The organism is Litorilinea aerophila, from assembly GCF_006569185.2.
GTDB lineage: Bacteria > Chloroflexota > Anaerolineae > Caldilineales > Caldilineaceae > Litorilinea > Litorilinea aerophila.
The window spans coordinates 16,988-40,449 of sequence record NZ_VIGC02000029.1; the positions used below are offsets into that span (position 1 = coordinate 16,988).

General features: G+C 62.0%; 6 protein-coding genes and 1 CRISPR repeat array. Of the genes, 5 read left to right on the top strand and 1 reads right to left on the bottom strand.

Annotated features, from left to right (window positions below):
- Window positions 1-41 precede the first annotated feature (41 nt).
- The 4 genes from cas1 to FKZ61_RS18790 all read left to right on the top strand — a co-directional run bounded on the left by cas1 (window position 42) and on the right by FKZ61_RS18790 (window position 20,915).
- Window positions 42-1,106 (top strand): CRISPR-associated endonuclease Cas1, encoded by a 1,065-nt coding sequence (cas1, locus tag FKZ61_RS18775; RefSeq protein ID WP_170199989.1) that lies wholly within the window; start codon window positions 42-44, stop codon window positions 1,104-1,106.
- Window positions 1,107-1,151: 45 nt separating this feature from the next.
- A complete protein-coding gene (cas2, locus tag FKZ61_RS18780) occupies window positions 1,152-1,445 on the top strand; it encodes a CRISPR-associated endonuclease Cas2 (RefSeq protein WP_141611683.1) in 294 nt (97 codons plus the stop codon).
- A 332-nt stretch (window positions 1,446-1,777) separates the two neighbouring features.
- A CRISPR array of direct repeats spans window positions 1,778-16,336; the repeat unit is 37 nt; unit sequence GTCGAAGGCCCACCCAACCCATCCGAGGGATTGAAAC.
- Window positions 16,337-16,392: 56 nt separating this feature from the next.
- Window positions 16,393-18,291 carry an excinuclease ABC subunit UvrC gene (gene uvrC / locus FKZ61_RS18785; RefSeq protein ID WP_141611684.1) on the top strand — a complete coding sequence of 633 codons (1,899 nt, stop codon included), beginning with the start codon at window positions 16,393-16,395 and terminating at the stop codon, window positions 18,289-18,291.
- Between the two features lie 119 nt (window positions 18,292-18,410).
- The gene (locus FKZ61_RS18790; protein ID WP_141611685.1) at window positions 18,411-20,915 is read left to right on the top strand and encodes a cyclic nucleotide-binding domain-containing protein; all 2,505 of its coding nucleotides are present in this window, start codon (window positions 18,411-18,413) and stop codon (window positions 20,913-20,915) included.
- A 9-nt stretch (window positions 20,916-20,924) separates the two neighbouring features.
- On the opposite strand, the gene FKZ61_RS18795 is transcribed toward FKZ61_RS18790, so the two are convergent.
- On the bottom strand, window positions 20,925-21,716 hold the full coding sequence (locus FKZ61_RS18795; protein WP_141611686.1) for a metallophosphoesterase family protein: 792 nt from the start codon (window positions 21,714-21,716) through the stop codon (window positions 20,925-20,927).
- Between the two features lie 80 nt (window positions 21,717-21,796).
- Here FKZ61_RS18795 and FKZ61_RS18800 point away from each other — a divergent pair, with 80 nt between their 5' ends.
- Window positions 21,797-23,374, top strand: a complete 1,578-nt coding sequence (locus FKZ61_RS18800; RefSeq protein ID WP_141611687.1) for a choice-of-anchor Q domain-containing protein — start codon at window positions 21,797-21,799, stop codon at window positions 23,372-23,374.
- Window positions 23,375-23,462: the final 88 nt, after the last annotated feature.

A 23,462-nucleotide genomic window follows, 5' to 3' on the forward strand; every position in this document is an offset into this window, starting at 1 on the left:
GACAGATTTCACGGATGGACACCGATGCGGAAAGGAGCGCCATGACCACCCTGTATCTGACTGAACCCCGCAGCGTGGTGCGCAAGGACGGGGAAACGCTGGTTGTCAAGATTCCGGCCAACAGCCAGGACGGCAGCGCGGCGCGCACGGTGCGGGTGCCCATGATGAAGATCGACCAGGTAGTCGTCCTGGCCGACAGCACCCTGACCACACCGGCCCTGCTGGCCCTCCTGGAGCAGGAAGCGGACATCTGTTTCTGCGATTACCACGGACGCTTCAAAGGCCGGCTGTCCAACGGGACGGGCAAGCAGGTCTTTCTGCGCCTGGCCCAGTTCCAGGCCCACATGGACTATCCCCGGCGCATTGGGCTGGCTGCGCGCTTTGTGCGGGGTAAATTGCACAACCAGCGCACCCTCCTGCTGCGCAGCAACCGAACCCTGCAGGAAGAACAGGTGGCGGCCGATGCAGCCACCCTGGGCGACTTGATCCAGGCTGTGGACGGGCTGGAGGTGACCGGCGACGGCCCGCCCGATCCGTCTCGTCCCCAGCAGGAATCCGCCTTGGGCACCCTCCAGGGGATGGAAGGTGCGGGAGCGGCGGCCTTTTTCCGCAGCTTCGGGCGACTGCTGAAGCAGCCCTTTCCCTTTCCGGGTCGACGCCGGCGTCCGCCGACGGATCCCATCAACGCGCTGTTGAGCTTTGGCTACACCCTGCTGTTGAACCATCTTCTCAGCGCGGTCCAGCTGGTAGGCTTTGACCCATATGTGGGCTTTCTCCACAGCCCGGGCTACGGGAAGCCGGCATTGGCCCTGGACCTGATGGAGGAGATGCGAACCCCCATCGTAGATTCAGTGGTTTTGACGGTCATCAACAAGCAGATCATCCAGCCCCATCATTTTGAGGAACAATTTGGGACCTACCGGCTGACGGGGCCGGGTCGCAAGCTGTTTCTTCAGCAGTTTGAGCAGCGCCTCAACACGGAGATTCAGCACCCGGCCTTTGGCTATCGCGCCAGCTATCGGCGCTGTCTGGAGTTGCAGGCTCGGCTGTTGGCCAAATTTTTGCTGGGCGAAGTGCCCACCTATCGTCCCTTTCAAATTCGGTAGCCCATCGAATCCTGTCTTCATTGGTCAGAATCTGGCGAATCCCCCATGGCAGACAATCGAACCACTACCCTCTACGTCATTGCATACGACATTCCGTCCAACCGACGCCGGAGCCGGGTCCACAAAATTCTCAGCGCGTTTGGTCGGTGGACCCAATACAGCCTGTTTGAGTGTTTTTTGAACGAGCGGGACTACCTGCGTCTGCAGGCCATGCTGGCTGAGCATCTGGAGGACGCGAAGGATTCAGTTCGCATCTATCCCCTCTGTGGGACCTGTCAGGAGCGGGTGGAGACGGTGGGGGGACCACCGCCGGAGGAGCCGGATCTCTATGTTGTTTAGCAAAGTGAGGAAGGGAGCAGAAAAAAGCTGCGAGCAAGGGAGCAGGGCCGACCCTGGAGGGAAATCCTCGCAAGGGCGGGTCCTGGCTTTGGCCAGTGTATCAGCCAGGGGTGGGATGGCCGTTCTAGGCTGGATGAAATGGTGGACAATGGTTGGGATCCATAACCGAGCCGGATTGGCGGAGAGGAGAAGACCCGGTCCTCGCAGGTGGGAGGCGATACGGCTGTGCTGTGGTATAATAGCATTGTGGGTTGCAGAACCCATCAAAAAGGGGGAGCATAGGGGACGAAAATCCCAGGATCCCACGTGTTTTTAGGGAAAATGCGAGAGCGGTCGAAGGCCCACCCAACCCATCCGAGGGATTGAAACACATCCGGGCCCGAAAATGTGACAACACTCCCCACCGGTCGAAGGCCCACCCAACCCATCCGAGGGATTGAAACGAACCAGGCCGCATTCAGCCTGGGCCAGCTGGTGGGTCGAAGGCCCACCCAACCCATCCGAGGGATTGAAACCCCAGGGTGACGATAGGGGTGACGATAGGGTGACGATAAAGTCGAAGGCCCACCCAACCCATCCGAGGGATTGAAACGGCGATAGCCTCTTCCCACGTGGCCCCCCGCAAAGCCGGTCGAAGGCCCACCCAACCCATCCGAGGGATTGAAACTTCCCCAGTGGTAGAGCCCCCCAGGGTGACGATGGTGAGTCGAAGGCCCACCCAACCCATCCGAGGGATTGAAACCAGTGTTCGCGGTGCGGGGCGCGCACGGCAAGTGAGTCGAAGGCCCACCCAACCCATCCGAGGGATTGAAACTCGCTGCCCGGTCACGGCCCGATAGATGGTAATCTTGTCGAAGGCCCACCCAACCCATCCGAGGGATTGAAACTCCGCAACTCAAAAGCCGCCTGCCATCCCTCTGGACGTCGAAGGCCCACCCAACCCATCCGAGGGATTGAAACAGGCCGCGTCGCGCATGGCCACCAGGGCCTGGCCGAGTCGAAGGCCCACCCAACCCATCCGAGGGATTGAAACCTTCGTCAAATGAGTGAACAATACAAGTTTCAACCCGTCGAAGGCCCACCCAACCCATCCGAGGGATTGAAACAAGAATGGAAGGCCCTACGGCTGTCGCGGTCATGGCTGTCGAAGGCCCACCCAACCCATCCGAGGGATTGAAACAGTCCGCGCACCAGGACCGTGCCCCCCCACTCGGGCAGTCGAAGGCCCACCCAACCCATCCGAGGGATTGAAACTGGCCATCACCGCATCTGCCCCACGCAGGGCCGGTCGGTCGAAGGCCCACCCAACCCATCCGAGGGATTGAAACAATGACGGTTCGTTCGCTGCCATCCCGGTATTTGAGTCGAAGGCCCACCCAACCCATCCGAGGGATTGAAACTGGCCAGCTCGTGCCTTTTAAGTCCGTTTGGTTCGCGTCGAAGGCCCACCCAACCCATCCGAGGGATTGAAACACCCACACCACACCACACCTCCTCTATGGAAGAGGGGTCGAAGGCCCACCCAACCCATCCGAGGGATTGAAACCGTTTTCCGCCGCCCGCGTTGGCGGAAAACGAAAAGTCGAAGGCCCACCCAACCCATCCGAGGGATTGAAACACCATCCGCAAGCCGGTACGGGCCGGGCGCTGCCCCGTCGAAGGCCCACCCAACCCATCCGAGGGATTGAAACATGTCCTCTCCCCCCTTTAGGGGGGAGCTTCCGGCGTCGAAGGCCCACCCAACCCATCCGAGGGATTGAAACTGCGCCTAGCCGTCACTAGCAGTGGGGCGCCGCCATGTCGAAGGCCCACCCAACCCATCCGAGGGATTGAAACTCATTCGATCCGGGCGATTGTCAGTTGGGGCTACAGAGTCGAAGGCCCACCCAACCCATCCGAGGGATTGAAACTGGCACCAACATGGCGGCCTCCGCGTCGGTCACCTGTCGAAGGCCCACCCAACCCATCCGAGGGATTGAAACTGCAATAGTGTTCAGTTCACAAAAAGGAGGAGAGATGGTCGAAGGCCCACCCAACCCATCCGAGGGATTGAAACATGTCCTGACGGCCCCGTCCGGGCCGGGTTGATGCAGTCGAAGGCCCACCCAACCCATCCGAGGGATTGAAACGAGAGAAAACTCGACTCATCGTCTGCCGATAACTCGGTCGAAGGCCCACCCAACCCATCCGAGGGATTGAAACCATCCTGGCCAGCGACGGGACCATATCCAGGGCGTAGTCGAAGGCCCACCCAACCCATCCGAGGGATTGAAACAGGTTTTTGTCGGGGGGACCGCCCCCCCGCAACTGGTCGAAGGCCCACCCAACCCATCCGAGGGATTGAAACATTTTAGTCAGGTCGGCGATCTGGTACTCGTGGATTGTCGAAGGCCCACCCAACCCATCCGAGGGATTGAAACATATGGACCGTGTCTCCTACCCGGCGCTTTTCGACGGTCGAAGGCCCACCCAACCCATCCGAGGGATTGAAACCGCCATTTTTGGGCCACCTCGCCCGGGAGGCCCTGCGTCGAAGGCCCACCCAACCCATCCGAGGGATTGAAACGCTGGATCGCGTCCTGGGTGGTGCTCAACTCGACAACGTCGAAGGCCCACCCAACCCATCCGAGGGATTGAAACGGGCCATACTGCTGCCAGGTGGCTGACCACTCCCCGTCGAAGGCCCACCCAACCCATCCGAGGGATTGAAACACTGATACGCAAGTGGTCAATAGTCGTACCGTTCAGCGTCGAAGGCCCACCCAACCCATCCGAGGGATTGAAACGGGCTATACGCAAACCAGGATGGCAGGCCCGGACGCCGTCGAAGGCCCACCCAACCCATCCGAGGGATTGAAACGTACAACGCCTGGGCCACCTGGGCCGGATCATTCAGTCGAAGGCCCACCCAACCCATCCGAGGGATTGAAACAGCTAGCCGGGCCTTCCTCTTCGCCCCCGTCTTCGTCGTCGAAGGCCCACCCAACCCATCCGAGGGATTGAAACTTTCCGTACCCACGCGAAAAACAAGCGCGCTGCATCGTCGAAGGCCCACCCAACCCATCCGAGGGATTGAAACAGCCGGTGGAGGGGGACACGGCCAAAGACGCGCTCCGTCGAAGGCCCACCCAACCCATCCGAGGGATTGAAACGGCAGCATCGGCATTGTCCAGCAAATGGAAGATTCCGTCGAAGGCCCACCCAACCCATCCGAGGGATTGAAACTGGAGTTCGCCGCCATACAAGAAGTCGTCAACAAAGAGTCGAAGGCCCACCCAACCCATCCGAGGGATTGAAACTCTACCAGTGAGCTGGCGGCCGGTGCCGTAACCGCAGTCGAAGGCCCACCCAACCCATCCGAGGGATTGAAACCGGCGTAGCATACGCCTTCTGCTCCGCCTGTACGGGTCGAAGGCCCACCCAACCCATCCGAGGGATTGAAACTACCACAACGGGGAAGAGCTCATTGACTTGGGGGCGGGTCGAAGGCCCACCCAACCCATCCGAGGGATTGAAACCTCATCCCGGCCACACACCACGATGCCGGTCATGTGTCGAAGGCCCACCCAACCCATCCGAGGGATTGAAACCGGCGGCGACCTGAAAACGATTGCTGACCGTATCGAGTCGAAGGCCCACCCAACCCATCCGAGGGATTGAAACCGTTCTCGCTCCAACTCCGGCTGGGGCGGCCCCCGGGTCGAAGGCCCACCCAACCCATCCGAGGGATTGAAACCAGATAGAGGGTCGGCGGCCTGGATCGGCCATGTTGGTCGAAGGCCCACCCAACCCATCCGAGGGATTGAAACGCGTGGCCGTCCCAGCCCTCGCCTGCTCTACAACCGTCGAAGGCCCACCCAACCCATCCGAGGGATTGAAACTTTGCCTGGCGTGTGGCACTTGTAATCCGGCACCGTGTCGAAGGCCCACCCAACCCATCCGAGGGATTGAAACCGATGGATCCAGGATATCATCGCTGCTACTCCGGGAGTCGAAGGCCCACCCAACCCATCCGAGGGATTGAAACTCCCCAGGCGTCCCGTCCCGACTCCCGCAGGTAGAGTCGAAGGCCCACCCAACCCATCCGAGGGATTGAAACCGCCAGATACATCAACCTGTACTGCTCCTGCATAAGTCGAAGGCCCACCCAACCCATCCGAGGGATTGAAACCGTCGCATTCTTCCGCCGCTTGAAAGCGGGTGAAAGTCGAAGGCCCACCCAACCCATCCGAGGGATTGAAACCGTTTCTAGCCCGGCCCGGGCCAGAGCCCGATTGTTGTCGAAGGCCCACCCAACCCATCCGAGGGATTGAAACACCCCTGGCTGCTATTGGTCGCCAGGCGCTACAGGTCGAAGGCCCACCCAACCCATCCGAGGGATTGAAACCATTCCGCACCAAATTGCGCCCCACCCAAGCACAGGTCGAAGGCCCACCCAACCCATCCGAGGGATTGAAACCGTAGAGCGTTACGGCGTCTACACCGGAACGTTTCTGTCGAAGGCCCACCCAACCCATCCGAGGGATTGAAACCTCATCCCGGCCACACACCACGATGCCGGTCATGTTGCGTCGAAGGCCCACCCAACCCATCCGAGGGATTGAAACTGTGCTTATTTCGCCACGCCGACCTCGCCGCTGCGAGTCGAAGGCCCACCCAACCCATCCGAGGGATTGAAACTTGCGCCAGCGTCGACGGCATGGCAAAAAGCGCGGCCGTCGAAGGCCCACCCAACCCATCCGAGGGATTGAAACTCCGCCAGATACAATGCAGGCTGTAGTTGCCGCTGAGTCGAAGGCCCACCCAACCCATCCGAGGGATTGAAACCCGCTTCTATGTCCGCCAGCAGCAGGCAGTGGCCGAGTCGAAGGCCCACCCAACCCATCCGAGGGATTGAAACTTGGGTTAGGCCCCAGGGTGGCGTGGTAGCGCCGTCCGTCGAAGGCCCACCCAACCCATCCGAGGGATTGAAACTGCACCAGCGCGAAATCGGCGCCCGGCCACAGCGTCAGTCGAAGGCCCACCCAACCCATCCGAGGGATTGAAACATAGCTTCGGCCCCGGCAGTCGGCCCTCATGCGGCGGTCGAAGGCCCACCCAACCCATCCGAGGGATTGAAACCATTGTCGCCGGCGCCTGGCCACATTGTAGCCGGTGGTCGAAGGCCCACCCAACCCATCCGAGGGATTGAAACTTCACCCACCCCACGTAGGTTGACACCTGATGGGGTCGAAGGCCCACCCAACCCATCCGAGGGATTGAAACACACCTGGCGCGGCAAACGGGCATGCGTCCAGCAGGAAGGTCGAAGGCCCACCCAACCCATCCGAGGGATTGAAACATGGTGAACGTGGCCTACTACTGGCGGCCCGACATCCCGTCGAAGGCCCACCCAACCCATCCGAGGGATTGAAACCACCGTTTGGCGGCCCAAAAATCGCAGCCGGCTCCGTCGAAGGCCCACCCAACCCATCCGAGGGATTGAAACACAATCCACCAGCTTCCGTCCCGGGCCTGCCAGGGTTGGTCGAAGGCCCACCCAACCCATCCGAGGGATTGAAACGACGAGGAGGGGCTCTGGGTGCGCAGTCTGGCCGGCAGTCGAAGGCCCACCCAACCCATCCGAGGGATTGAAACATTATGGCTGGTTGCAACTCGCCTTTTTCCGGTCCAGGTCGAAGGCCCACCCAACCCATCCGAGGGATTGAAACACGCGCTAAGCGCCACCAAGGCCAGCCTGTTCAAGGTCGAAGGCCCACCCAACCCATCCGAGGGATTGAAACCCAGGCAGGCGCAGCGGCCCAGGCTGCCAACGCGGTCGAAGGCCCACCCAACCCATCCGAGGGATTGAAACATTATATGTCCTCCTTGCCCGGTTATTGTCGCCCGGTCGAAGGCCCACCCAACCCATCCGAGGGATTGAAACCACCCAGCCGATGCGTGGCAGACGCACGCGCTTTTCTTCCACGTCGAAGGCCCACCCAACCCATCCGAGGGATTGAAACTCGACGCAGCAAGCGGGCAGTTCACCGGACGTGTGGCGGGTCGAAGGCCCACCCAACCCATCCGAGGGATTGAAACAGCCATGAGCGTTGAAATCATGACGCGTGTCTGGCATGTCGAAGGCCCACCCAACCCATCCGAGGGATTGAAACCGCCCGATGAGTACGTCGCCCGGCTCCAGCGTGCGCCGTCGAAGGCCCACCCAACCCATCCGAGGGATTGAAACACTGGATGCCGGGAAAGAGGGCTTCCTGCAGATGAAGTCGAAGGCCCACCCAACCCATCCGAGGGATTGAAACGCGCAGATTCAGCGCATGATTGAGGCCACAGACAAGTCGAAGGCCCACCCAACCCATCCGAGGGATTGAAACTTCCGCTCGTAGCGGTAGCAGATGGGACACAATCCGGTCGAAGGCCCACCCAACCCATCCGAGGGATTGAAACACGTTGTCTGGCGTGGTGTACTTGATTTGGTCGCGCGTCGAAGGCCCACCCAACCCATCCGAGGGATTGAAACGCGGTTCCGTGCTCGCCGGCGCGCCGTCGCCGCACGGGTCGAAGGCCCACCCAACCCATCCGAGGGATTGAAACCGTACTACTGTGTTATCTACGGCCAACGTGAGCACGGTCGAAGGCCCACCCAACCCATCCGAGGGATTGAAACATATAGTCGGCCTCCGGGGCGAATGTGTGAGCACTGTCGAAGGCCCACCCAACCCATCCGAGGGATTGAAACTGTCGGTCGTGGCGGCACAGACAGCGGCCTTTCCGGTCGAAGGCCCACCCAACCCATCCGAGGGATTGAAACTCACAGTTCATGGCCGCAACGGCCAAGGAGGATGCAGGTCGAAGGCCCACCCAACCCATCCGAGGGATTGAAACACATTTAGCCGAAAACGTGACATCCACGTCACATTTTGTCGAAGGCCCACCCAACCCATCCGAGGGATTGAAACGTTCAGCGCGGGCGAGGCTGCCCAGGCCATGCTGGGTCGAAGGCCCACCCAACCCATCCGAGGGATTGAAACTGCTATCACTACAGCCATTGGGGCCATCGCCTGGGTCGAAGGCCCACCCAACCCATCCGAGGGATTGAAACCGACGGTCAGATCCTCCCACACGTCCAGCGCACCCAGGTCGAAGGCCCACCCAACCCATCCGAGGGATTGAAACATGCTGTTAAAGCCGCCAACCCCCAGGGCGCGATATTGGTCGAAGGCCCACCCAACCCATCCGAGGGATTGAAACCCTGCTCAGCCCCATCGGCCTGGTCGTGGCTGCGGTGTCGAAGGCCCACCCAACCCATCCGAGGGATTGAAACCCACCGGATCCAGGGGCGCAAGTTGATCAGGCCGAAGTCGAAGGCCCACCCAACCCATCCGAGGGATTGAAACCGTAGTGGCCGAACTGGCGCAGGTAGGCGTCCACCGGTCGAAGGCCCACCCAACCCATCCGAGGGATTGAAACACAGCGCAGGCGGCCGAGCCTGGCGCCGGAGGCGTCGGTCGAAGGCCCACCCAACCCATCCGAGGGATTGAAACCGGCACCACCGAGCAACCGAACACCGGCGTTCGGAGCGTCGAAGGCCCACCCAACCCATCCGAGGGATTGAAACCTTGCTCGGTACAGAGGCGGCCGGCGGCGCGACATTCTGTCGAAGGCCCACCCAACCCATCCGAGGGATTGAAACGCGCTCCAGCTCCAGTTGTCGTCGGCGCTCGTTCGAGGTCGAAGGCCCACCCAACCCATCCGAGGGATTGAAACAGCAAATGGAGGAATCACTGATGCCACCGCGAATCGTCGAAGGCCCACCCAACCCATCCGAGGGATTGAAACGGCCGTTGGCGTGGCGTAGAGCACCCGACGTCCGGCCGTCGAAGGCCCACCCAACCCATCCGAGGGATTGAAACAATCTGCCCGCCGTGAGCATCCGAGGCCCTGGGCGTCGAAGGCCCACCCAACCCATCCGAGGGATTGAAACCCAATTGACGATTTCTGACGGTGTGCCCAGGCCGAGTCGAAGGCCCACCCAACCCATCCGAGGGATTGAAACCGAATCTACATTGACTACACAGATAACGGCGGAATCTGGTCGAAGGCCCACCCAACCCATCCGAGGGATTGAAACCACCGTTGACTTGGCAAAATCGCACCAGTCCTCCATCTGTCGAAGGCCCACCCAACCCATCCGAGGGATTGAAACTCACTGTTGGCCAACTCCAGTTTGCCGAAACGGGTGGTCGAAGGCCCACCCAACCCATCCGAGGGATTGAAACATTGAGCTTCACGCCAGGCCGCCCGGTGCACGGCAAAGTCGAAGGCCCACCCAACCCATCCGAGGGATTGAAACGGTCCATTCCCAAGTCTTGCAGAATGTCCAGGTGCGGTCGAAGGCCCACCCAACCCATCCGAGGGATTGAAACCCAGGTGGTTGCGATACGTTGGCTTGCTCACGCTTCCGTCGAAGGCCCACCCAACCCATCCGAGGGATTGAAACTTTGATGCGCTCAAAAACATCGTCGTCAACATCAGGGTCGAAGGCCCACCCAACCCATCCGAGGGATTGAAACACCTCCCAGTAGGTGTCCACGAACCATACGCTTCCAGTCGAAGGCCCACCCAACCCATCCGAGGGATTGAAACCGCATCATCGAGGCCAACAGCACGCCGCGCACGAAGGGTCGAAGGCCCACCCAACCCATCCGAGGGATTGAAACGTGAACGGCCTGCGCTACAGCACGGCCACAGCCACATGTCGAAGGCCCACCCAACCCATCCGAGGGATTGAAACAATAATCTGCGCCGGCGCCTGGCCACATTGTAGCCGGTCGAAGGCCCACCCAACCCATCCGAGGGATTGAAACAGCAACCCCGGCAACCGCTCCCAACCCCGCTGCGCCGTCGAAGGCCCACCCAACCCATCCGAGGGATTGAAACCTGGCCAGTAGCTGCGGGATCAGAGCAGTCGCAGGTCGAAGGCCCACCCAACCCATCCGAGGGATTGAAACGACCCAAGTTTTTCAATTGGGGCAGCGGGCCATATGGTCGAAGGCCCACCCAACCCATCCGAGGGATTGAAACTGCCCGCGGCCCACGCCGAGGACGACCGCCCATCAGCTCGTCGAAGGCCCACCCAACCCATCCGAGGGATTGAAACCGCTTTGACGGCAGACGCCATCAGGTTGGCCGATAGGTCGAAGGCCCACCCAACCCATCCGAGGGATTGAAACTCAGATCTGTCTGAGGCGCTGGCTGCACTACAACGAGTCGAAGGCCCACCCAACCCATCCGAGGGATTGAAACCAGCATATCCGCTGGCCAGGCAGACATGGTCGGAGTCGAGTCGAAGGCCCACCCAACCCATCCGAGGGATTGAAACCAGTACGCCAGCACGTTGCCCGTGGTGCCACTGGCTGGTCGAAGGCCCACCCAACCCATCCGAGGGATTGAAACTAACGGGCACTGCTTCAGAAGTAGCCACCCAGTTACGTCGAAGGCCCACCCAACCCATCCGAGGGATTGAAACGGACTGAAGGAGCAACAGCCATGAAGCGCAACGACTGCGTCGAAGGCCCACCCAACCCATCCGAGGGATTGAAACTCTCGTGAGGCCCACGGCAAGCGCCGTAGTTGTTCTGTCGAAGGCCCACCCAACCCATCCGAGGGATTGAAACCAGTTATCTACGCCGCTGGGGACGGCGCATCTCGCAGTGGTCGAAGGCCCACCCAACCCATCCGAGGGATTGAAACGCCAAAAACAAATCCACCTGGATCCCGGCAGCATGGTCGAAGGCCCACCCAACCCATCCGAGGGATTGAAACCTCTTTTGACGAAATTTTGTCGAGTTTGAACGAGTTGTCGAAGGCCCACCCAACCCATCCGAGGGATTGAAACAATGTTTATCGTGTGATACAGGAGGCAACACCATGGGGTCGAAGGCCCACCCAACCCATCCGAGGGATTGAAACAACGGGAAATTCTACTGGATCGAGACGACAAGAACAGTCGAAGGCCCACCCAACCCATCCGAGGGATTGAAACCAATGATCCGAACATCGAAAGCATCTGGTTGGGGTTGTCGAAGGCCCACCCAACCCATCCGAGGGATTGAAACGCCATGAAATGCGTCAATTGCGGTGCGGACATCGAGTCGAAGGCCCACCCAACCCATCCGAGGGATTGAAACGTCGGTCGCAGCTGCGCAGGCAACGGCCTTGCCGTGTCGAAGGCCCACCCAACCCATCCGAGGGATTGAAACCGGTATCCGGCACGCGATTGCAGGCCGGGGGGCACGGTCGAAGGCCCACCCAACCCATCCGAGGGATTGAAACCCCGGTTGCCGTCGAACGCGCCCGGCGTCTCCTGGCGGGTCGAAGGCCCACCCAACCCATCCGAGGGATTGAAACAGCCACATTGACGATCCGGACATGGTCCGGGGGCGCGTCGAAGGCCCACCCAACCCATCCGAGGGATTGAAACGGAAATATCCGGGGACCAGCTACGATTGGCCGACAGTGTCGAAGGCCCACCCAACCCATCCGAGGGATTGAAACAACTATGGAGGCACAGCCAGGGCCGAGAAGATGACGATAGTCGAAGGCCCACCCAACCCATCCGAGGGATTGAAACCATCGCCCTGGTGGGCCGTACGTCCATCTTCGCCAAGTCGAAGGCCCACCCAACCCATCCGAGGGATTGAAACCCGGGCAGGCCGGCCGTTCTGGTGGAGGGCGAGCTGGGGTCGAAGGCCCACCCAACCCATCCGAGGGATTGAAACAATCATAACCACCTGGGCCCGGCTGCAGCGTTCCAGTCGAAGGCCCACCCAACCCATCCGAGGGATTGAAACATCATCAATAGCGCCCACTCGGTGCAGCCACCGCACGTCGAAGGCCCACCCAACCCATCCGAGGGATTGAAACTACCTGGTGCAGAGTGGGGCCTAACGCCTGTTTCGTCGAAGGCCCACCCAACCCATCCGAGGGATTGAAACAGGCTAAGCGGGGATGTGGACATCGTGGAGGCGGTGTCGAAGGCCCACCCAACCCATCCGAGGGATTGAAACCGGCGTGCGCGTGGACACGGCCACGCGTGCGCGTATCGGTCGAAGGCCCACCCAACCCATCCGAGGGATTGAAACCGGCGTGCGCGTGGACACGGCCACGCGTGCGCGTATCGGTCGAAGGCCCACCCAACCCATCCGAGGGATTGAAACTCCGTAGTCGCCCGGCGCGCCCAGTTGACGGCCGGACAGTCGAAGGCCCACCCAACCCATCCGAGGGATTGAAACCAGTTATATTGCGTTTTCTGCCAGGGGCAACACCAGGTCGAAGGCCCACCCAACCCATCCGAGGGATTGAAACATCGCCAGCCAACAGGCCGACACCGATGAACAGCTGAGTCGAAGGCCCACCCAACCCATCCGAGGGATTGAAACACCATTTTCTTCCTGGCCGCGCTGGCCGTCTGGTGGGTCGAAGGCCCACCCAACCCATCCGAGGGATTGAAACTTCGATGATGCTCACGATCTCGTGCACCACGTAGAAGGTCGAAGGCCCACCCAACCCATCCGAGGGATTGAAACTGAGAGGGCGCGGCAGGAGGCGGCCAGCATTCCCTTCGTCGAAGGCCCACCCAACCCATCCGAGGGATTGAAACAGCGTCTTCCAGCCCCACTGGGCGGCGTGGGACCCGTGTCGAAGGCCCACCCAACCCATCCGAGGGATTGAAACTCCTTCTCTCGTTCAGGGTTTGATCCTGACCATACAGTCGAAGGCCCACCCAACCCATCCGAGGGATTGAAACAACTTCGGCAACATCTATGCGGGCCAGCAGATGTTGTCGAAGGCCCACCCAACCCATCCGAGGGATTGAAACATACGTCGTCTGACGGCATTTCGTGCTTCATGTCCGGTCGAAGGCCCACCCAACCCATCCGAGGGATTGAAACCTGCCAGAGAATTGTACATCGGGGGCCGTAATGTAAAGTCGAAGGCCCACCCAACCCATCCGAGGGATTGAAACGAGCCATTGTGCCTGCTGCTCTGTGGGCTGATGACGTCGAAGGCCCACCCAACCCATCCGAGGGATTGAAACGAGCCATTGTGCCTGCTGCTCTGTGGGCTGATGACGTCGAAGGCCCACCCAACCCATCCGAGGGATTGAAACCGCCTGACCGGCGCGCCGGTCAATGTGCCTGCCAGGGTCGAAGGCCCACCCAACCCATCCGAGGGATTGAAACAACAATCTACAGTTCGGAGTAGAGATTCTATAGGAGGGTCGAAGGCCCACCCAACCCATCCGAGGGATTGAAACCTCTTTGAGGAAGAGGAGCTACAAACGCTGATGAAGTCGAAGGCCCACCCAACCCATCCGAGGGATTGAAACGACATCTACAGGTGTCGCCTCTGCAACCATCCCCGAGGTCGAAGGCCCACCCAACCCATCCGAGGGATTGAAACAAATCTGCCTGAGCTGTCCATATATGTGCGCCAGCTGGTCGAAGGCCCACCCAACCCATCCGAGGGATTGAAACAGGGAAAACGCCAAAAGAACCGTCGAACAGGTTAGGTCGAAGGCCCACCCAACCCATCCGAGGGATTGAAACGAACCGTATCTTGATGGCAGAATCGTTAATGTAGAGTCGAAGGCCCACCCAACCCATCCGAGGGATTGAAACCCTCCTGACGATCTGGTAATCGAGGATTTGGCTGGCGTCGAAGGCCCACCCAACCCATCCGAGGGATTGAAACCAAACACAGACAGAAGGAGAAGGCAGCATGATTGATGTCGAAGGCCCACCCAACCCATCCGAGGGATTGAAACACGCAGGCGATATTCGCCGGAGGAGCCGGTGCTGTCGTCGAAGGCCCACCCAACCCATCCGAGGGATTGAAACAGGCTGAATTTCAACCCTGTATGATGGCCCTCGTTTGTCGAAGGCCCACCCAACCCATCCGAGGGATTGAAACTGCCAAGAACTACAAGCAGCTCCAGGAATCTCGCTCGTCGAAGGCCCACCCAACCCATCCGAGGGATTGAAACGTGCCTCGTTGCCGATACTGGTATATTCCTCAACGCCGTCGAAGGCCCACCCAACCCATCCGAGGGATTGAAACCCGGCATGAGCACCAACTGGAACGGCGAGGAGAAGCAGCGTCGAAGGCCCACCCAACCCATCCGAGGGATTGAAACAACAGTCGGTCCCTACTGGGCGCTTACTGGGCGCTTACGTCGAAGGCCCACCCAACCCATCCGAGGGATTGAAACAGCGGAACGCTGGGGGCCACGGTAGGCGTGGATCGGTCGAAGGCCCACCCAACCCATCCGAGGGATTGAAACTAAAATGCACGATGGTACGTGGTGTTTTGTCCCTCGTCGAAGGCCCACCCAACCCATCCGAGGGATTGAAACCTTCGTCCCGCCCCTTCACCCGACGCCAGCCGGCGTCGTCGAAGGCCCACCCAACCCATCCGAGGGATTGAAACTTGGTGCACTTTTTTAATGTTGTTTCGGTTGACATGTGGTCGAAGGCCCACCCAACCCATCCGAGGGATTGAAACCGGGCCAGATGCCGAGATGACCAGGCCAGTGCTGCTGTCGAAGGCCCACCCAACCCATCCGAGGGATTGAAACTGACTCTGTCAAGATATCCCCGCTGTTAAGCTGGATGGGTCGAAGGCCCACCCAACCCATCCGAGGGATTGAAACAATCTGGACGCGTCCGGCGGGCTGGAGTTCAACAGTGGGTCGAAGGCCCACCCAACCCATCCGAGGGATTGAAACCTCCACCAGGCCGCCGGAAACGAGATTGGCCGCAGGTCGAAGGCCCACCCAACCCATCCGAGGGATTGAAACTAAAAAGAACGGGCGCCGCCCCAAACGAGTTGAGACGGTCGAAGGCCCACCCAACCCATCCGAGGGATTGAAACTTTGTACTCTGAGGAATAAATCATGGCGGTGGGGGATGGTCGAAGGCCCACCCAACCCATCCGAGGGATTGAAACACGGAGCTGCACTACATCAATCGCAACCCGCGCCGGGCGGTCGAAGGCCCACCCAACCCATCCGAGGGATTGAAACTTTTTTTTCAGGTCAGCGATACTGATACCCATCCGGGTCGAAGGCCCACCCAACCCATCCGAGGGATTGAAACGCCGCTGCACGTACCGGGTGCCCGGGTGGACAGGGAGGTCGAAGGCCCACCCAACCCATCCGAGGGATTGAAACCGATTTGCCAACACCTGTCGCACAGGCGCAACCAGGTCGAAGGCCCACCCAACCCATCCGAGGGATTGAAACTCCCTATCACCACACATTCAAACTCTGGCGTGCAAGGTCGAAGGCCCACCCAACCCATCCGAGGGATTGAAACTGTAGCATCCGATCACACGCGAGGCCGGGATCACGGTCGAAGGCCCACCCAACCCATCCGAGGGATTGAAACCGAATTGATCCGAGAGGACATTTTGCGGGATTTCGCCGTCGAAGGCCCACCCAACCCATCCGAGGGATTGAAACCTGGACGAAGCGGTTCAATCAGCGAGCGGCGCACGTCGAAGGCCCACCCAACCCATCCGAGGGATTGAAACTGCGCCAGAACAGGCGTTCCAGGCGCTTCGGGCGCCGTCGAAGGCCCACCCAACCCATCCGAGGGATTGAAACCACCGCCATCGCGCTGGACGACGACCACCGCGGCATCTGCGTCGAAGGCCCACCCAACCCATCCGAGGGATTGAAACAGCGTCCGGGTCCTGCCAGGCGTAGGCGCGCCGGTAGTGTCGAAGGCCCACCCAACCCATCCGAGGGATTGAAACTGCTCCGGCGTCGCTGTCGGCCTGCTGGTGCTGGGTCGAAGGCCCACCCAACCCATCCGAGGGATGCCCCCCCTCTCCCACCACGCCAACACCACCCCTCTGGCCCCCAATGTGGTAAAATGCAGGTATGACACGGCAACTACCAGAAAAAGTCGCCCAAAAACTGGCCAACCTGCCCGACCGGCCCGGTTGCTACCTCATGCTCGATGGGCACGGCAAGGTCCTCTATGTGGGAAAAGCCGTCGTCCTGCGCAACCGGGTCCGCAGCTATTTCCATGCTTCCGCCCAACATTCGCCCAAAACCCAGGCCCTGGTGGAAGAGATCCAGGACATCTCCTGGTGGGTCACCCAGACCGAGCTGGAAGCCCTCATCCTGGAAAATGAGCTGATCAAACGCCACCGGCCCCGCTACAACGTCCGCCTGAAGGACGACCGCCAGTACCCCTACATCAAGGTCAACTGGCAGGACGACTTCCCCAAGGTGGAGGTGGTCCGCCGGATGGACAAGGACGGCGCCCGCTACTTCGGCCCCTATACCAGCGCCCGCGCCTGCTACCAAACCCTGGACGCCCTCCGGCGAATCTTCCCCTACCTGGACTGCGACCGGGTTATCACCGGCCAGGACGAACGCCCCTGCCTCTACTACCACATCAAAATGTGTGGCGGTCCCTGCATCGGCGCCCAAAGCCGGGAAGAATACCGCGCCACCATCCAGCAGCTCATGGACTTCCTCAGCGGCGACACCGACCGGGTGCTGGGCCAGATGGAAGCCCAGATGAACCGGGCAGCCGAAAACCTCCAGTTCGAACTGGCCGCCCTCTACCGGGACCGGCTGAAGGCCGCCCAACAAATCGCCGAACAACAAAAGGTGATCAGCGTCTACCAGGAAGACGCCGACTATATCGCCCTCGCCCAACATGAACGCACAGGCGATACCGCCGTCCAGGTCTTCATGGTCCGCCGGGGCCGCCTCACCGCCCGGGAGAATTTCATGCTGGAAGGTGCCGACGTGCCCCAGGAGGGCATCAACCAGCAGGGCCAGCTCATCGGCTCCTTCCTCCAACAGTTCTACGACAGCGCCGCCTTCGTCCCCCGCCTGATCCTGGTCCAGGCCATGCCCGATGACCACGCCGTCCTGGAAGAGTGGCTGGCCGGGAAACGAGGCAGCCGGGTGGAACTGCGGGTGCCCCAACGAGGCCCCAAACGAGAGCTCATGAAGCTGGCCCAGGAAAATGCCGCTGAATATCTCCGCCTCCAGGTGGCCGAATGGCAGGCCGATACCCACCGCCAAACCCAGGCCGTGGCCGACCTCCAGGCTGCCCTGGGCCTGGAACGTCCGCCCATGCGCATCGAGTGCTACGACGTGAGCACCCTCCAGGGTACCCACACCGTGGGCTCCATGGTCGTCTTCGCCCGAGGCGTCCCCGCCAAGCAGGCCTACCGCCGCTTCAAAATCCGGGGGAAGGGCAGCCAGGGCGAACCCGACGACTTCGCCAGCATGCGGGAAATGCTGCGCCGCCGCTTCCGGCGACTGGTGGAAGCAATGCCGGAAGATCCCGGCCAGAAGGGGCGCAAACAGGACGAACAGTGGCAGATGGTGCCAGACCTGGTCATCATCGACGGCGGCAAGGGCCAGCTCGGGGTGGCCGTCGACGTGCTGGAAGAGCTGGGCCTGCGGGAACGCATCCCGGTGGTCGGCCTGGCCAAACGGGAGGAAGAGATCTTCTGGCCCGGTCGCCCCGAGCCCATCTGGCTGAAGCGGGGCAGCCCGGCCCTGCACCTGGTCCAGCGCATCCGGGACGAAGCCCACCGCTTCGCCATCACCTACCATCGCTCCCTGCGCGGCAAAGCCCAGACCCGCAGCCTGCTGGATGAGATTCCCGGCATCGGGCCGGCCCGGCGCAAGGCCCTGTTGACCTACTTCGGCGGCGACCTGGACAAGATCCGCGCCGCCAGCGTGGAGGAGCTGAGCGCCATCCCGGGCATGAACCGGCGCGCTGCCCAGGCACTCAAAGAGCGTCTCTAGCACCTCCGCCACCCAGGGCGGCGCTGCCCGCGCACCGCGTTGCAGTCTCCCGGCCGGATACCTTTGTCACGCATCCGGGGTACTGGCTTTTCACCCGCCACGACAGACTGAGACGTGCCATGACCGAACGGGTCCACAACCTGCATTCCGCCTACCAATATGTGGCCCAGTTGAACTTCCTGCAGGGACTCCCCCGGGAAGAGCTGGATTACTTTTTCCTCCAATCTCCCGACGTGCTGCGGGTGGTGGAGCTAGGGCCCCGGCAACAGCTCTTTGACCAGGGAGACCCGGTCCGTGCCATCTACGTGCTGCTGGAAGGTAGCGTCCACCAGGTGCGCATCCAGTCCGACCCGGAGCGGGGACGTCGGGCCACCCTGCGCACCGAGGTTACCCCCGGCGGTCTCCTGGGCCACTACGACCTGCTCTACCGTCAGAGCCACAGCACCCGGGCCCGGGCCCAGGTGCCTTCCCGTCTCATCGCCATCGACGCCGCCCTCCTCAACCGGCTCATCTCCCGCTTCCCCCGCATTCGGGATCGGCTGGTGCCCCGAGAACGGATTGCCCGGCTGCGTACCATCCCCCTCCTGGCCGAGGCGGACAACATCGCCATCAGCTTCCTGGCCGACGCCTGCCAGGAGCAGCAGGTCGAACCCGGCCACCGCTTTTTCAGCGCGCGGGACAACGCAGAGCTGTTCTACTTCATCGACCAGGGGCAGGTGCAGCTCCGTTGGCCCCAGGGGGAGCAGTACTACCTGGGCAATGGCATGGCCTTCGGATTTTCCAGCCACGTCTCCCAGCATCCCCTCCCGTTCGCCGCCATCCCCTACGGCTACGAAGCCATCGCCACCGCGCCCACCCGGGTTTTGGCAGTGCCTCGCGCACGCCTGATGGCCATCACCGATCTCCACCCCGACCGGGCCGCCTGGAGCTGGCTGGATGAAGCCGAAAGGCTGCTGCGGGATCTTCGCCTCTTCCACCGTTTTAGCGACGAGCAGCGGCGGATCTTGCTGGGCTTCATGGGGGCCCACCACTTTCCGCGCAACCACCTGATCGTGCAGCAGGGTGAAATGAACAGCAGCCTCTGGATCCTCTGGCCGGGGAGCTGGGCCCGGCTCCACGCCATCGAAAACGGCATGGCCCTGGAGGCGACGCCGGTCTCTGGCCCTAACCACTTCAACGAGCTGGCACTGCGGGTGGACCATTCGGCCGAGTCCACGGTAGAGGCGCTGCCCCATAGCCAGTGGCTCCAGCTTCACCGCCAGGATTTTGAGGCCTTCCTGGCCCAGGAAGATCCGGCCCTGGCGGAACAGCTCTGGCTCAGCGAGCGGGCCAAGCAGCTCCTGGGCCGACAACAGCGGCGGGCCCGCTACCCCTGGCTGTTGGGCAACGAACGGCTGATCCTCTTCGAGCGCCGCCACTGGATCTCCCTCTTCGGCAAAATTTGGCTGGGCCTGTTGCTCCTCTCCATCAGCGGCCTGCTCTCCCTGCTGTTGGCCCGCTTTGGCGACACATTGACGGCCCCCACCTGGCTGCCCACGCCCCTGGCCCTGTTGGCCGTCCTCCAGTTGGCCTGGGGCACCATCGACTACCTGAACGACTACCTGCTGTTGACCGACCAGCGGCTGGTCCTGCAGGAAAAGCTGCTCTGGATTCGGGAGACCCGCAAAGCAGCCCAGCTGGAGCAGATCCGCAATGTGGATGTGCACACCAACCTGTGGGGCGCGCTCTTGCACTATGGGGAACTGAAGATCTACACCGCCGCGGCGGCAGGCAGCATCGACTTTCGTTTCGCCGCCCACCCCCACGCCATCCGGCAGGCCATCCTGGAACAGCAAAACCGGCGCCTGAGCCATTTCCGCGCATCGTCCAAAATGACCATCCAGACCATCCTGGAAGAGCGGCTGGGCATCCAGCTGAAGCTACCAGGCCGGGTCCTCCCAGAGGCACCGCCGGCCCACCCGGAGGAAGTGGTGCCGTGGTGGCGTCGGGTGTGGGATTACCTGAACATGGGCAGGCATCTCCAGCGCATCGAGGAGGACCGGATCATCTGGCGCAAACACTGGCTCATCCTCATCTCCCAGCTCCTGTTGCCCGGTTCCCTGCTGCTGCTGGACATCCTGCTGGCCACGCCGGCGGCCATCCTGCCCCTCTCCCCGGAAGTGCGTCAGCTCCTCCAGCCCCTGGAGTTCGTCTTCTTCCTGGTGGGCATCTTCCTGCTGCTGTGGATCGCGTGGATCGTGGCCGACTGGCGCAACGATACCTACGAGGTGGATCGCAATCAGATCGCGGATGTGGAGAAAAAGCCGCTCTTTTTTGCCGAAAATCGACGGACGGCCCTGCTGGGGGAAATCGAAAACATCGAGTTCGACATCCCCAGCCCCATCCACTACTGGCTCAATTTCGGCAATGTGCGGCTGCAGACGGCTGCGACGGAGGGGCTCTTCACCTTTGATTGGGTGCCGGATCCCCGGGGCGTGGTGGAGGAGATCCGGCGGCGCATCGAGGAGTATCGGGAACGGCAAGAGCAGCAGCGGGCCCGCCAGCGGGCCCAGGAGTTGCCCGACTGGTTCGAGATGTACAACCGGGTCAGCCAGGAGTCCGGGCCGCCCCCTTCGGATAGCTAAGTCCCCCTGCTACCAGCCAAAGCTGAGGCGATCGATGAGGCGTTTGGGCAACCCTGCCGCGCGCATCTGGGCCTGGGTCAGTTCGATGGGGTATGACACCCGGTTGTAGTACCAGATGGCAGCCTCCAGGTCCAGGATGGCATAGGCCGCCCGGGAATCGTTGTCCCGGGGCTGCCCCACGCTGCCCGGGTTGAGGATGAGGCGCTGGGTGGGCGAGGTGGTCAACTCGATGGCCAGCCCAGGCTGGGGCTGCAGGTACTCCACCGTGGCCGGCGTATAGCCGTTGCCCTGCAGGTGGCTCGCCTCGTGGAGGCGCCAGCGGTAGATGGCCGGCTTGTGGGTATGCCCCACCAGGCAGATGGGCTCCGAGAAGACGCCGAAGTTCTCCAGGGCGGTGCTGGGCGTCAGGATGTACTCCCAGACAGGCTCCCGGGGGCTGGCGTGGGTGATCAGGTAGTCCTGTGTCTCCGGGGGATGGATGGGATGATCGGGCAGGGTATCCAGGTAGCGCCGGTTCTCTTCCCGGAGCTCGTCCCGGGTCCAAAGCACAGCCCGCCGGGCGTGGGGGTTGAAATCCTCCACGTTGACACCCGGCCGCCCCAACACGGCCCAATCGTGGTTGCCCATGACGCAGAGGCCGGCCACCTCCCGTATCAGCTCGATACATTCGTTTGGCTTCGGGCCGTAGCCCACCACGTCCCCCAGACACCAGACGGTGTCGTACTGGCCGGCCGCAGCCTGCAACACACTTTCCAGGGCAACCAGATTGGCATGAATATCCGACAGAATCAAGACGCGCATAATGGCCCAATGATAACACAAAGGTGGCTGCTGTGCGAGGACGGACAGAGCTTGTCACATCAATATCCAGGAGGCCGAACATGGTGACACATTTTCTTTCCAGGCGCCCCCTGTGGACGGTGGTGGGCTTACCCCTGCTGGCGTTGGGACTGTTCCTGGGTCTGGTCGACGGCCTGGCCCGGGCAGAGGAACCAGAGATCCTCTACGTGGCGCCGGGCGGAGAGTGCGGGGGGGCAGCTCCCTGTTTCGCCAGCATCCAGGCCGCAGTGGACGCAGCCAGCAACGGCGCGCAGATCCGGGTGGCGGCGGGGACCTACACCGGCGTCACCACGGCCCTGGTCTCCGGCATTTCCTACACCCAGGTGGTCCTGATCACCCGCAGCCTGAGCCTCCAGGGCGGCTACACCCGGACCCACTGGCTCCACCCGAACCCATCCGCCCATCCGACGATCGTGGACGCCCGGCAGCAGGGCCGGGCCATTACCATCGTGGGCAGCGGCAGCCAGAGCGTCACCGTGGCCGGACTCATCCTGACCGGCGGCGACTACACCGGCCTTGGCAATCCGCCGGGCGTGGGCAACCGCAGTTGCGTGCGCACCGGCTCAGACTGCGGCGGCGGCCTCTTCGCCCGCCGGGTGACCCTGACCCTCCGGGACGTGACCCTGGTGGACAACACGGCCAGCCGGACCTCCAACTACAGCGACGGCGGGGGCGCCTACCTGTGGGAAGTGAACCCGGGGAGCCGGATCGAAAGAAGCCGTTTCGTCCAGAACCGGGCCTTGACCGAGGACGGCGCCGGCGGGGGTCTGGCCCTGGTCTTCACCGGCGCCATCACCCTGACCGACACCCGCTTCGAGCAGAACCGGGCTGCGGCCCACGGCGGCGGCCTCTACCTCTTCCAACCCCAGGAAACGGTCTCCATCCTGGACAGCGCCTTCATCAGCAACGAGGTAAACGCTTCCGGGGGAGGCGGCCTGTCGGCCCGGTTGACCCAGGATGGCCTGGCCCTGCACCTAGAGCGCACCATCTTCCGCCAAAACCAGGCCTGGGGACAGGCGGCGGCCATCAACCTGGTGAAGCAGGGCATCGGCAATACCCGGGTGACCATGGACAACGTGCTGCTGGCAGCCAACCGGCTGAGCGCCCCCGGCTCGACCGGTGCCGTGGTGAACGGCGAGGGAGGCTCCGGCGGTGCGCTGGGCCTGCAGCTCCGCCACGTGACCTGGGCCGATCACGCGAATTTGGCTGCGCTGCGCCTGAGCAACGCCTACGAATACCCCGTCACCGCGCAGGTGGAAAACGGGCTCATAGTCACTGCCACCAGCGCCTACCTGGCCCGCCGCACCGGCACGGGCACGGTGACCATCCGCCACACCAACACCCTGCGCCACAACGTGACTGACCTCCACACGGTCGAGGCCGGCGCCCCCACCTTCCAGGCCACCAATCCCCTGCACGGCGATCCCCGGTTGGACGCCGATTTCCACCTGCAGGCAGGCTCCGCAGCCATCGACGCCGGGGTGGATGTGGACATCCACGACGACATCGACCGGGACAGGCGTCCCATGGGCGCCGGGCCAGACGTGGGGGCCGACGAATTCGTCTTCACGCGGATCTACCTGCCCCACGTCTCCTCCGCGGCCCCGGACGGCGAGTGATCCGGCCTGTTTTTATGGCCCTTTTTCCCGGGTCGAGGCTATGCTACAATGGGGATGGCTACCCCTCCAGGCTCTTTTCTCAGCCATC